The sequence below is a fragment of the Paenirhodobacter sp. genome (genome assembly GCF_047600745.1).
Lineage (GTDB): Bacteria > Pseudomonadota > Alphaproteobacteria > Rhodobacterales > Rhodobacteraceae > Rhodobacter.
In genome coordinates, this window is sequence record NZ_JASGKI010000002.1 from 153,276 (window position 1) to 166,486 (window position 13,211).

8 protein-coding genes are annotated in these 13,211 nt (G+C 67.9%); 2 read left to right on the forward strand and 6 right to left on the reverse strand.

Annotation, left to right across the window (positions count from 1 at the left end):
- Positions 1 to 23: 23 nt before the first annotated feature.
- Positions 24 to 1,040, reverse strand: coding sequence for a putative 2-aminoethylphosphonate ABC transporter substrate-binding protein (locus tag QM789_RS05210; protein ID WP_420350907.1), 1,017 nt, complete (start codon positions 1,038 to 1,040; stop codon positions 24 to 26).
- 249 nt (positions 1,041 to 1,289) lie between these two features.
- Positions 1,290 to 2,939: a Na/Pi cotransporter family protein gene (locus tag QM789_RS05215; RefSeq protein WP_420350908.1), complete on the reverse strand. Its 1,650-nt coding sequence runs from the start codon at positions 2,937 to 2,939 to the stop codon at positions 1,290 to 1,292.
- Between the two features lie 94 nt (positions 2,940 to 3,033).
- Between QM789_RS05215 and QM789_RS05220 the strand changes: the two genes are divergently transcribed.
- Complete coding sequence (locus QM789_RS05220) at positions 3,034 to 3,900, forward strand: LysR substrate-binding domain-containing protein (RefSeq protein WP_420350909.1); 867 nt, start codon at positions 3,034 to 3,036, stop codon at positions 3,898 to 3,900.
- A gap of 8 nt (positions 3,901 to 3,908) precedes the next feature.
- On the opposite strand, the gene QM789_RS05225 is transcribed toward QM789_RS05220, so the two are convergent.
- The 4 genes from QM789_RS05225 to QM789_RS05240 form a co-directional block, all read right to left on the reverse strand.
- Positions 3,909 to 5,198, reverse strand: coding sequence for an HlyD family type I secretion periplasmic adaptor subunit (locus tag QM789_RS05225; RefSeq protein ID WP_420350910.1), 1,290 nt, complete (start codon positions 5,196 to 5,198; stop codon positions 3,909 to 3,911).
- Positions 5,195 to 6,922 carry a type I secretion system permease/ATPase gene (locus QM789_RS05230; protein WP_420350911.1) on the reverse strand — a complete coding sequence of 576 codons (1,728 nt, stop codon included), beginning with the start codon at positions 6,920 to 6,922 and terminating at the stop codon, positions 5,195 to 5,197. Before QM789_RS05230 ends, QM789_RS05225 begins: the two co-directional genes overlap by 4 nt.
- Before the next feature lie 50 nt (positions 6,923 to 6,972).
- Positions 6,973 to 7,449, reverse strand: a complete 477-nt coding sequence (locus QM789_RS05235; RefSeq protein WP_420350912.1) for a hypothetical protein — start codon at positions 7,447 to 7,449, stop codon at positions 6,973 to 6,975.
- Between the two features lie 74 nt (positions 7,450 to 7,523).
- On the reverse strand, positions 7,524 to 12,176 hold the full coding sequence (locus tag QM789_RS05240) for a hypothetical protein (protein WP_420350913.1): 4,653 nt from the start codon (positions 12,174 to 12,176) through the stop codon (positions 7,524 to 7,526).
- A gap of 113 nt (positions 12,177 to 12,289) precedes the next feature.
- Here QM789_RS05240 and QM789_RS05245 point away from each other — a divergent pair, with 113 nt between their 5' ends.
- Positions 12,290 to 13,177, forward strand: coding sequence for a LysR substrate-binding domain-containing protein (locus tag QM789_RS05245; protein ID WP_420350914.1), 888 nt, complete (start codon positions 12,290 to 12,292; stop codon positions 13,175 to 13,177).
- The last annotated feature ends 34 nt before the right edge of the window (positions 13,178 to 13,211 follow it).

Genomic DNA, 13,211 nt, shown 5'->3' on the forward strand with positions numbered 1-13,211 from the left:
CGCGCGGGCACCCGGCCGGGGGGTCACTGCTTCGCTTCCGACTTCGCGTCGTAGCGGCCAGACCATTTTTCAAGGATCGCGGCGCGCGCATTCGCGGCCCAGACGAAATCGTTCGGGATCATCGCCTTGTCGATGTTTTCCGGGAAGTTCGGCACCGGCTGCGCCAGCGACGGGATCGCGATGATGGCGTAACCGACGTTGTATTCCTTCATCGCCGCCGGGCTGACGGCCCAGTCCATCAGCGCCTGCGCCGCTTCGCGCTTTGGCGTCCCGGCGATGATCGCCGCCGATTCCATGTCCCAGCCCACGCCCTCGGACGGCAGGATCACCTCGATCGGGGCGCCTTCGGCCTTGGTCTTGGCGCCGCGGAAGGCAAAGGAAATGCCCGCCACGGTTTCGCCTGACCCCGCCATCTTGCACGGTTTCGAGCCGGAATGGGTATAGGCCGCGATGTTGCCGTGCAGCCGGTCCATGTAGTCCCAGGCTTTCTCCTCGCCGAAAAGCTGGATCCAGGCGGAGACGTCGAAATAGCCGGTGCCGGAGGAGGCCGGGTTCGGCATCACCACATGGCCCTTGAACTCGGGCTTCGTCAGGTCTTCCCAGCTGGTCGGCGTCGGAATGCCCAGCTTCGCCGCCTCGACCGTGTTGAAACAGACCGCCGCGACCCAGGCATCCGTGCCGACCCAGGATGGCGGCGTATCGGTATCGACGAAGCGCGGATCGAGCGCCGCGACCCCCTTCGGCGCATAGGGTTCCAGCATCCCTTCGGATTTCAGCACCAGAAGCGAACTCGCCGCCAGACCCCAGACCACATCCGCCTGCGGATTGTTCTTTTCGGCCAGCAGTTTGGCGGTAACGATCCCGGTGGAATCGCGGACCCAGTTGATCTTGATATCCGGATGTTCCGCCGTGAAGGCGGCGGCGTAACGCGCCAGATCGTCGGATTCAAAGGCCGTATAGACGGTGAGTTCGGTCTGCGCCGCCGCGAGCGAGGGCAGCGCGGAAGCGAGAAGGGTAAGGCTGAAAAGCCTGCGCAGCATCGGGGAATCCTTCCGTATTTGCACCGGGTCCGGCCCGGCGCACCTGTTGGGGGGTGAGCAGTCTTCTGCATCCGGGACGCTGACCACGAATCGCGGGGAGGTGCGTTTCGCGCTGCGGCCTCTTGTGATGAGCAGAAGAATGACCTGAAAGACATGATAAGAAAAATCTATTATTCTTATCATATCATCAGCCTCACTGTTGGTTCGCGCAGCTTCCCACAGCTTGATGACCGGCGTGTGACGGCGGGATCATTCCTCCGGCTGTCCGGTGACCAACCGGCTGGGGAGGAGTTGCCCCGTCTGCGTCAGGATCGGATAGGCCACGGTGACCAGCAGCGAGTTGATTTCCTTGAGCGCGCGCAGCACCTCGATATGGATGTCGCTGGTGGCGATGCTGTCGGGGCTGCCCTGACGCAGGCGCTCCATGTGGCGCCGGTTACTGTCGCGCACCAACCCGCGCAGCACCTCCTTTTCGCGCGCGAGGGCGCGGGCGCTTTCCACATCCGCCGACAGCAGGACATTGAGCGCGAGTTGCAGGTTCGCCTCGACCCGCGCCTGAAGCGAGCGGATCTCGCCGCGACCCTCGGGCGAGAACCGCAGCCCCTTGCGCTGCTTCGTCTCGGCCAGCGGGTAAAGCGTCTTCGCGATCAGGTCGCCCGCATGTTCAAAGCCGATCGCGAAATCCATCAGGTCGCTGGCCAGCCGCGCCTCCTCCGGCGAAAGCGGCGCGCGGCGCAGTTCGGCCAGATAGAGCTTGATGCCGGTGTGATAGGCGTTCACCTGCCCCTCCAGCACCCGCAGCCGCGCGATGTCGTCAAGCCGCGCGCCATCCAGCAGATCGGGCACCGGCCCGAACATCCGGGCGATGGTTTCGGCCATATGCAGCAGCTCCCGCCGCACCGCGCCAAGCGCCAGACCGGGCCGGGGCAGCACCTTGCGGTCGAGCGCGGTGACCCGGCCCGGCTCGTCCTGCGCCGCCTCGGGCAGCAGCCGCTCCGTCAGCCGCGCCATCGGCCGGACCAGGGGCAGCGCGGCCAGCGCCAGAAGCAGGTTGAACCCGACATGCGCATTGACGGCGGCCAGCCCCGGCTCTGCGGTCCACAGCCCGGCGGCCCGTTCCAGAAACGGAAAGGCCAGCGCCACCCCCGCCAGCCGGAACAGCAGATTGGCGAGCGGGATCCGCCGCGCCACCGGCGGCTGGCCCCGGCTGAGCCAGACCGCGATCATCGCGCCCCCCGCATTGGCGCCCAGAACCATCGGCAGCGCAACCGAAAGCGGCATCAGCCCCGCGCCGCAGAACCCCGCGATCAGCAGCACCGTCGCCACCGACGAATGCACCGCCCAGGCGAACAGCCCCGCCGCGATCAGCGCGGTCAGCCGGTCGCCCTCCAGCCAGCGCACGACCTCGGGCAGGGCGGCGGAATGGCGCAGCGGATCGGTCGCCGCGCTCATCAGCGTCAGCGACATCAGGATGAAGCCGATGCCGAGGATGATCCGCCCGGCCTGCCGCGCCCTGCGCCCCTCGAACTTCAGGAACAGCGTCGCCCCGAGCAGGATCAGCAGCGGCACCAGCGCCGACAGGTCGAGCGACAGCAGCCGCGCGATCAGCGCCGAGCCGAGATCCGCCCCCACCAGCGCCGCGATCCCCTGCTCCACGCTGAGCGTGCCGCTCACCGCGAATCCGGCCGCCAGTATCCCCACCGCCGTGCCGCTTTGCAGCACCATCGCCAGCAGCCCGCCCGCCAGCGCCATCCCCGGCGCCCCGCCGCGCGCGCGCCGCAGCCCATCGCGCAGCGCCGGGCCGAAGGCGCGCTCGACCCCCGTGCGCACCATCCGCAGTGCCCAAAGGAACAGCATCACCGCCGCCGCGAGATGAAGAACTATGTCGAGTGGATACATCCCCGCCCCCTGACCGAAAGGGCGAGTGTCCACGCTTGTCAGCCATAAATCAAATCGCGATACAAGATCATCTTGTAAGCTACGGCTATACGTCATGCGATATGTGCAGTTACGGGCCTTTCATCACGTTGCCATCCACGGCGGGTTCTCGCGCGCCGCCGAGGCGCTGTTCCTGACGCAGCCGGCGATCTCGGATCAGGTCCGCAAGCTGGAAGAGGAATATGACATCCTTCTGTTCCACCGGCACAAGAAGCAGATCACCCTGACCGAGGCGGGCGAGCGGCTGTTGCAGATCACCCGGCGGCTGTTCGACAGCGCGCAGCAGGCCGAGGAGCTTCTGTCCGAGGCGCGGGCCCTGCGCGCGGGCACGCTGCGCATCGTCGCCGACAGCGCGCATCACGTCCTGCATATCCTGCCCCGGTTCCGCGAGACATATCCCGGCGTGCGGGTGTCCATCCGCAGCGGCAATACCGAACAGGTGGCGGCCAGCCTCTACCGCTATGACGCCGATATCGGGGTCACGACCGAGGCCCATGGCGCGCGTGACCTCGATGTGCTGCATCTGTCGGCCACGCCGATCGTCGCGGCGGTGCCGGTGGGCCATCCGCTGGCCGCGCGCGGCGCGGTGGATTTCCCCGATCTCGCGCTCTGGCCGCTGGTCTATCGCGAAAGCGGCTCGAAAACCCGCCGCAAGCTGGAGGAGGCGGCCCGCGCGGCGGGTGTCGCCCTGTCCCCCGCGATCGAGGCCGAGGGCCGCGAGGCGGTGCGCGAACTGGTCGCCTCGGGCGCAGGGATCGGCTTCGTCAGCCGCGCGGAATTCGGGCAGGACGGGCGGCTGGTCGCGGTGCCGATCCGCGATCCGCATCACCTGCTGGAAATGACGGAATCCCTCGTCTGCCTGCGCGAACGCCGCTCCGCCCGGCTGGTCGAGGCGTTCTTCGCCATCGCCGCCACGGTCTGACGCCCGGTTCAGCTTTCCCGGAAGGCGCGCGCGAAATAATCGGTGACGGGTTTCAGCAGATAGCTCACCGCCGGGCGCGCGCCGGTCATCAGCATCACCTCGACCGGCATGCCGGGAAGCACCGTCACATCGCCCAGCCGCGCCAGTTCCCCCGGATCCAGCGCGACTTCGGCGCGGAAATAGCTCTGGCCGGTCTGCCGGTCCTCGAACGCATCGGCCGAGACCAGCGTGACATGGCCCGTCACCTCGGGCGTGGTGCGCGCGGAAAACGCGGTGAAGCGCAGCTTCGCCACCTGCGCGGGATGCAGGTTGTCGATGTCGTTGGGCGAAATGCGCACCGCCACCACCAGCGGCTGATCCTGCGGCACGACATAGCCCACCGTATCGGCGGCGCGCAGCACGGCGTGGGCGCCCGCCACCTGTAGGCCATAGACCACCCCCGCCACCGGCGCGCGCAGATCGAGCCGGGCGATCTGTTCCGCAAGCGCGGCGCGCTGTTCGGCCAGCTGCATCTCCTGCACGCCCAGATCGCGCAGTTCCGCCGTGGCGTCTTCGCGCCGTTTCGCGGCGAGGTTCAGGATTTCCAGCCGGGTTTCCACGATCCGCCCGCGCGCCTGCGCCGCCGCCGCGATCAGCCCGCCGCGCTCGCCCGCCAGCCGCGCCGCCTCGCGCTCAAGCGCCATTACCGTCGCCGCCTGCATCAGCCCACGGTCGAGCAGGCTGCGCTTGTCGGCCAGTTCGCGCGCGATCAGCCCTTCCTGCCGTTCCAGCGCGGCGATCTGCGCGTCATGGCCCGCAAGCTGGCTTTCGATCTGCGCGATCCGCTCGGTCAGTTGCTCGCGCTGCCCGGCGAGGGTTTCGGCGCGCGCGATGAACAGCCCCGCCTGCCCGCGCATCAGCTCCGCCACCGCCGGATCGGCCCCGGCGCGGTCGCGCAGTTCGGGGCGGAAGGTGACCGCATCGCGCCCGTCGCGCTCGGCCTCCAGCCGCCCCCGGCGGGCGAGGATTTCGTAATATTGCGCATCGGCCATGGCGCGTTCCGCCCGCAGCCGCGTGCCGTCGAGCCGCAGCAGCACCTGCCCCTCGGCCACCGTGTCGCCTTCCTTGACCAGCACGCGTTCGACCGTGCCGCCATCGGCGTGCTGGATCACCTGACGCTGGCTCTTCACCTCGACCTTGCCGGAACCGACGACCGCCCCGGCGATCGAAGCGAACGCCCCCCAGCCGCCGAGCCCGCCGACCAGAACCGCCAGCATCACCGCCCCGGCGATCAGCGGCGTCTTCGCGGAATGGCTCATGCCTGCACCTGCCGCAGAACCTGCGCCGTGTTGCGCACCCGCTCGCGCAGGATTTCGTCACGCGGGCCAAAGGCCACCTGCCGCCCCTGATCCAGCATCAGCACCAGATCGCATTCCTGAAGCGCCGCCGGGCGATGCGCCATGATCATCACGATACCGCCCGCGGATTTGACCGCGCGGATCGCGCCGTTCACCGCCGCCGTGCCCGCAGCATCGAGGTTCGAGTTCGGCTCGTCCAGCACCAGCAGCACCGGATCGCCGAACAGCGCCCGCGCAAGGCCCAGCCGCTGCACCTGCCCGCCCGAGAGCCGCCCCCCTTCGGCGGTGATGCGGGTGTCGTAGCCGTCAGGGAAGGACAGGATCATCTCATGCGCCCCGGCCCGCGCGGCCGCGCGCAGCACGTCCTCGGCGCAAAAGCCCGGCGTCATCCGGGCGATATTCTCGGCCACGGTGCCATCGAACAGCCCGACCCGCTGCGGCAGATAACCGATCAGGCGGCCCAGAACATCCTCGCCATATTGCTCGATCGACACGCCGCCCAGCCGGATCGTCCCGGCGGCGGGCGGCCAGATCCCGGTGACAGCCCGCGCGAGCGAGGATTTCCCCGCCGCCGAAGGCCCGATCACCCCCACCACCTGCCCGGGTTCCAGCGCGAAGCCCAGCCGGTGCAGTGTCGGGCTGCGGGTGCCGGGCGGCGCGACGGTGAGGGTTTCCACGCTTAGCCACGCGGCGGGGCGCGCAAGCGGCATCCGCTCGACCGCGCGCGGCACCATCCCCAGAAGGCCCGAAAGCCGCGCCCAGGCCAGCCGCGCCGATTGCAGGAACGGCCACTGCCCCACCATCGTCTCGACCGGCGCGAGCGCCCGGCCAAGGAGCACCGAACTCGCGATCATCACGCCCGACGAAACCTCGTGGCGCAGCACCAGCCAGGCGCCGAGCGCCAGCATCGCCGATTGCAGAAACTGCCGGAAGATCTTCGTCGCCGAGCCGAACACCGCGCCCAGATCGCCCGCCGAAACGGCATGTTCCAGCATCCGGGCCCGCGCGGCCTCCCACCGGTCATGCACCGCGCCGCGCATGCCGAGCGCGCCGACCGGCCCGGCCTCCGCACGGAACTGCGCGGCCATGCGGTCGGTGGCGATGCCCGCGCCCGCGGCCTCGGCCCGCTTGCGCCCGGTCAGCATCTGGTTCGCGATGGCGATGGCGAGCAGCACCGCCCCGCCCGCCACCGCCAGCGCCCCCATCAGCGGGTGAAAGACGAAGATCCCGAACAGGAACACCGGCACCCAGGGCAGATCGACAAAGGCGAAGAACAGCGGCGAGGAGGCGAACTGCCGCAGCACATCCACATCCCGCTCCGCCGCGGCCGCCGCCGGATCGTCGGGCGTCACCGCCTGCCGCCGCAGCGCCGCGTCGAACACCCGCCGGTCCAGATCCGCCTGAAACCGCGACCCGGCGCGCGCCATCACCTGCGTGCGCACCACATCCAGCACCGCCATCGCACCATAAAGAAACGCCACCAGCCCGACGAGCGCGAACAGGGTCGCCTCCGACCCGCTGCCCAGAACGCGGTCATAGACCTGCATCATGAACAGCGGCCCGGTGAGCATCAGCAGGTTCACGAAGGCCGAGAACAGCACGACCGCCCAGACGAGCGGGCGCTGCCGCGCGCGGACCGAGCGGAGTTCAGCCGCGCCAAGGGCCTGTGGGGTGCGATGGGACATGGGTCAGGTCTTTCGGCAGGGGCCGGGGGCGCAAAGCCCCCGGGCCGGGATCACGCCTTGCGGCGCAGGGCGGCGCCACCGGCCAGCGCGCAGATCAGGAGCGGCAGCGTCGCCGGAAGCGGCACGGCGGGCAGATCCGCGCCCCAGGTGACGGTCATATCCGCGGCAAAGGCGCCGTCGCTCACCGGCTCGGCGAAAGTATAGGTCACCTTCAGCCAGTCGCCGAAGGTCGCATCGCCGTTCAGGTCGAACAGGAAGCTGAGCGCCCGGTCGCCATCGTAGCTGTAGCTGCCGGTTTCGGCGAACAGCAGTTCGGTCCCGCCATGGCCGATCGACAGGGCATAGCTCTGGCCCGGGCCGCCCGACAGGAAGACGTCATCGACGGCGATATCCGCCGAAACCGGCGCGGTGGCGGTGGCGATGATATCGCCGCCCCAGAGCGCGACATCGGCCGCCGGATCGGTGATCGTGCCCGCCTGCGCGGCGGTGCCGGCCAGAACGGCGGTGAGGATGAGGGGAAAACGCATGGTGTGACTCATTTGCGAAGGGGTGGTCCGCCCGGCTGTTACCGGGCGGTTGTGACAATCAGACGAAGGCGGGGTCAGACGAAGGCGAGGCCATCGAGGCTGCTAACCCCCGCAAGCTGGATCTGGTCGTTGTCCTCGCCGACCCAGAGCAGCAAAGACCCGCCCGCGACCATGGATTTGTTGATCGCCGCCCCGCCCAGATCGAGCCGGTCCTCGCCCGGGGTGAAATCGGTGATGCGGGTGGTTTCGCGCAGGCCATTCGCCGTTTCCGCGCCGAAGACGAAGCGATCCGCCCCCGCGCCGCCGGTAAGGGTATCGAGCCGCCCTGCCCCGCCGAAGATCAGCTCATCCGCATCGGTGCCCACCAGCCGGTCGTTGCCATCGCTGCCGTGGAGTTCAAAGCGGAAATCGTCGGACAGATCGACGATGGCGATGTCGTCGAACCCCGCGCCCTTCGCGCCCCAGGACCAGACGCCCGCAGACCCGCCGGGCAGGTCGCGCACCGCGATCGGATCGGCAAAGAGGTGCAGCCCATCGACCCAGGCCTGCACCTTGCCATCGACCACCGCGGCCTTGAGCGTGAAGCCTTCGCCCGGGGTATAGGTCGTGGTCGAACGCGCGAGGTTGGTTTCATAGCCGTCCACCACCTTGACCAGCGTGGTCAGGCCGACGCGCTGGTCGATCTCCAGTTTGTAGTAGTTGTTCGCGTCCTGCCAGTTCAGCATCAGCCCGACGGCGCCGGTGGGGGCGGTGACCTCGGTCTGGATGCTGTAATCGGTCAGCGCGGTGTTGCCCTCCCACAGCGCATAGGAACCCTTGTGCAGCGCATAGGGGCCATCGCCCAGCGGCGACCAGCCCTTTTCCCAGACATCGGCGGCATTGGCGCCCTTGTAGACCAGTTCGCGGCTATAGGCGCCCGATTGCTCGACCAGCCTGCCATCGACCACGGCCCAGTCGGCGGTGCCGATCTCGGTCGTATCGACGATGCGCCAACCCGCCGCATCGCCATCCTCGAACCGGTCCGCAGCGATCAGCCGGTCGCCGGTGGCGAGGTTGACGGTCACCGTATCGGTCGTGCCGTCCACCGTCAGGGTATAGTCGTTGCGCCCCGCCGTGGCCGTGGCCTGCCCCTCGGCGGAAACCCCGCGCCCGGACCATGCCGCATCGCTGCCCACCGACAGCGAGCCGTCCAGATCCACGAATTCGATCCCGTCGCCGTCCCAGTCGATCAGCGTCAGATCCGCGCCCGCAACCGCCTCGGGGTCCGCCGCGCGCACCACGATGTCGTCGAAGATCGCGCCTTTCTGGCCGGAGGAATAAAGCCCCACCGTCCCCGATCCCAGCGGATCGCTGTCCGTGACCGCGCCGCCGAACAGCGCCACCCCGTCCATCGACACCGCGATCGTGCCGCCGACCACATTGATGCGCAGATCGAACGCGTCGTTGAACCGGTAACCGCCGGTTTCCGTCGCCAGAACCGTGGTCACGCCGTCCTGCACCCGCAGCAACTGCCGGGTGTTGGTTTCGGCGTCGAGGGTCAGCAGATACTGGTTGGCCGGATCCTGATGCCGGAAGGCCAGCCCCATCGTATCATTGTCCATCGAGCGCAGCGTGGCTTCGATGATCTGGTCGTCCCAGTCGCCATCCTTCCAGACCACGAGGTTATCCGTCTGGTTCGACTGATCGAACAGCGCGCCTTCGTGGGGGGCGGTGGTGTCGGTCGTCGCACTGCCCTTGACGAAGAAGGGGCCGAGATCGTCCGCCCGCGCCTTGCTCAGCGGGCCGCCCGCATCCGCGCCGCCGAAGCCCTTGAGCAGGCCCGGGTCATAGCCCTCGACGAAGGTGACGGAGGAGATATAGACCGGCGTCGTCTCCCGGTCGTTGTCGGCAAAGAGCAGGAAGCCCTTGTCGCCGTCGATCGTCCAGCGCGAGCCGTCCGACAGTGTGCTGTCCACGGTGTGGTAGCTGCCCTGCTGCACGCCGTTGATATATTTGCGCAGGACGTGATGTTCACCGTTCGGCCCTTCGGAGGACAGGCTGACCGCGATGCGGTTCCAGGCGTCATAGTGCAGCGCCCCGGCGTAAGTGCCCGAAATCCCCATGCCCGCCGTGCCGTCGCCATTGCTGCGGGCGAAGACTTCGGCGTCGCCGGTGCCGGTCTGCAACAGCGCGGTCCAGTCCCCCGCGCCGGAGGGGATGTAGATGTCATAGACCAGCATGTAATCGGTGATCTGGCCGCTGACGCCCGGTTTCACCAGCAGCCCTTCGGCGGGGGCGAGCGCGTCGAGGCGCATCACATTGGCCTGTGCGCCGCCGATGTCGGGCAGGCCGAAATCGGCGGTGGTGCCGAAGGCCATCTTGTCCGCCGCGCCCTGCATTTCGATCGTGCCCGTGCCGATCCTGCCGCCCTCAAGCGATCCGTCGAAGCTGAACTGCGTCACCACCTTCTGCGCCGCGGGGCGGGTCCAGCCCGCGGCATCGCCATCGTCGAAGGTCTCGGCGAGCCATACCTTGTCGGTCTTGACGATCACCCGGTGGTCGTCGGTCGAGACCACGCCCGAAGCCGTCTCGATGCTCAGCGTCAGGTCATGCACCCCGGCGCGCAGATCGACCTGCGCCTCCATGCCCGAGGCGATGACAGTGCCGCCTTCGTCGGTCCAGGTGTAGCGGATCGCCTCGCCCTCCGGGTTGGTCGATGCCGCAGCGGAGAGGGTGACGCTCGTGCCCGTCACCACCTGATCCGCGCCCGCATCGGCCTCGGCCACCGCCGCGCGGTCCAGATGCGCGTTGGGCAGGTCTTCCTGATGGCCCGCATAGGGGCCGGTCAGCCCGTCGCGGTCGCGCTCCGCCTTGCCGCGCGGCTCGGTATAATAGGTGTCCAGTTCGGTGAAATAGGTCTCGGTATGGATCACGTCGTTTTCCGGATCGACCGTCACCAGCCGGATCGCGCCATTGCCACCGTTGCCACCCTGCGCCGCATCGCCCGCGCCGGTGGTTTCACGCGCCACCCCGTCCTGATAGTTCACCAGGAACTGGAACACCGGCAGGCCGTAATCGTTGTAGGACACGATCGTCTGCGCGCCGTCGCCAAAGATATGCCCGCCCGCCGTCATCACCACATTGGCGTGCGAGGAAATCACCTCGCGCCAGATCTCGGTGCCGTCCCAGGCGCCTTCCGGATCATTGCCGAGGCCGTAGTTATAGGCCGCGCCCTCGTCCTCCAGCACCACGCCCAGCGGATCGTGCAGGCTGTCGTAATTGTTGTAGCTGTGGGTGACGACCATCGCCTTGCGACCGGCATGTTGGGTCAGCACCTCATCCGCCCAGCGAAGGACATCATCGCGCGGCCCGAATTCGAGGTTCAGCGTGATCCATTCGCTACCATCCGCCGCCGTCCACAGGTGGAAGTTGTTGTCATAGCGGTTCGGTTCCTGATCGTAGACGCCGCCGAAGGTCGGATCCCCGGACATGTAGCCAACCGAAAACGCCGCGTTATAGGTATCCGTCACGCGCTTGTCGGACGATCCGTTGGTGCCGATGTCATGGTTCCCCGGCAGCACCGAGAACGACACCCCCGCTTCGCGCAGCGTATCCATCGCGGCCTTCGCCATGGTGAACTGCGACTGCGCCGACCATTGCGTGATGTCGCCGACATGGCTGACGAAGTTCAGCCCCTTCGACGCCGCATTATCGGCCAGCCATTGCGTCATGTCGAAGAAGGTCTGGCTGATCGAAGCGTTCGAGGTGTAATCCTGCGTATCGGGCATGATCGCGATCGTATAGGCACCCTCGCCCGCGACGCGGACCCGCACGTTGTCGGTCACCGTCTGGCCCGCCCCGTTCACCGCCGTGACCACCAGATCCGACAGGCCGAGCGCATTGAACCCGAGCGTCAGCACCCCGTCGGTGATCGTCGCCTCCACCGCCTCGCCGTTCGAGTTGGTGACGGTGAACCCATGCGCATTGGCGCCGAAAACATCGTTCAGGTCATAGCTGACCGGCTCATCCGACAGGCTCACCAGCATGTCGCGGATCGTCACCGTGCCGATGTCGCCGGGATCGACCGGGGTTTCCTCGGTGACCATGACATCGACGCCGCCCGCGCTCACCGTGGGGGTGTTGCCCGCAAAACCGAGCGTCACCAGCGTATCGGCCAGCGGCGTGCCGACGCCGCCCATCGCCGCCACATCCCGCACGCCCGCGCTCACCGCGAATTGCGCGAGGTAGCCGGTATTCACCTCGCCATCGTCATCGGTCAGGATCAGGAACCCCTTGTCGACGGTATAACGCGCGGTCGGCATGGTCTGCGTGCCCACCAGCGCACCGTCGATGTATTTCGTCAGCGTCGAGCTGCCATCGCCGTTGTCCTGCACCGTCAGCGCGATTCGCACCCAGTCATCGGCAGGCACCGTGCCGGTGTAATCGCCGTTGATGCCGATCCCGCCATTACCGCGGATGAACAGATCGGCGTCCGAATTGTTCTCCGCCCCAAGCTGCAACAGCGCCTGAAAGCCGCCGGTCGGTGCCGTCATCACGTCCCAGACCATGGTGAAGCTGGTCAGCGTCGCCTGGCCCTCGGGCAGGTCGATGCGGATACCTTCGTCCCGCGCGAAGGCCTGATAGTTCAGCACCGGCACATCGGCGCCCGGCGCGGTGATGCCAAGCTGCGCGGCGGTGCCGATCCGGCTTTTGCCAAGGGTCACGATGTCGGTCTGGTCGATGGGCATGTGCAGATCTCCAACAGGCATCCGGGGCAGACACCTTTGCATGGGATCACGCTTGCACCTTCGGGATTGATAGGACAAATACGTTGTAACGTAATGAACGATAGGCCGGGCCGATGAATTTTCAGCAGATCCGCGCCTTTCACATGGTCGCCAAGGAGGGATCCGTGCGCCGCGCGGGCGAGATTCTGAGCCTGTCGCAGCCCACGGTTTCGCAGCATCTCAAGGGGTTGGAAGACCGCTACGGCCTGCGATTGTTTGAAAAGCGTGGCCGGGGGATCGCGCTGACGGAAACCGGGCAGCAGCTGTATTCTGTAACAGAACGGTTAATGGCGCAGGTCGAGGAGGTCGAGGATCTGCTGCGCCAGCGCACCGGCTCGGCCAGCGGGCGGCTGCGGGTGGTGAGCGATTCCCCCGCGATCGCGGTGCGGATCGTGCAGCGGATGCTGGCCGCGCATCCCGACATCGACGTTTCCCTGCGCAAGGACAGCGTTGAAGGCATCGTCGCCGCGCTGACCGAATTGCGCGCGGATGTGGGGATCGCGGTCGATCCGCTGATCGGCACGGTGTTGCAGATCGCGCCGCTGCGCAGCGAGCGGGTCTTTGCCTGCCTGCCACGGGGCAGCGCGCTGGCGGGCGCCACCTTCCCGCTGGAGGCGATCGCCGGGCAGGTGCTGATCCAGCGCGAAAAGACCTCGCGCACCCGGGCGCTGGTGGAACGCGCGCTGGCGGCCGAAGGCGTCGCCCCGGCCCGGGTGATCGAGGTGGAGGGCGCCGAAGTGGTGCGCGAGGCGGTGGCGCTGTCGCTCGGCCTGTCGTTCTTTGCCGAATCGGAATGCCCGCCGGATCCGCGCCTGACCTATGCGCCGGTGGCCGCGCGCCGGGCCAAGACGGTGATCGTGGAAAACCTGCTGTATCGGCGGGACCGGCGGCATGTCCTCGCGATCAGCGCCTTTCTGGAGGCCGCGCGGGAGGAGCGCACCCGGACGGAACCCGGCGCCTGACCGGCGTGCCGGTGAAAAATGTTGCCGCCCATGG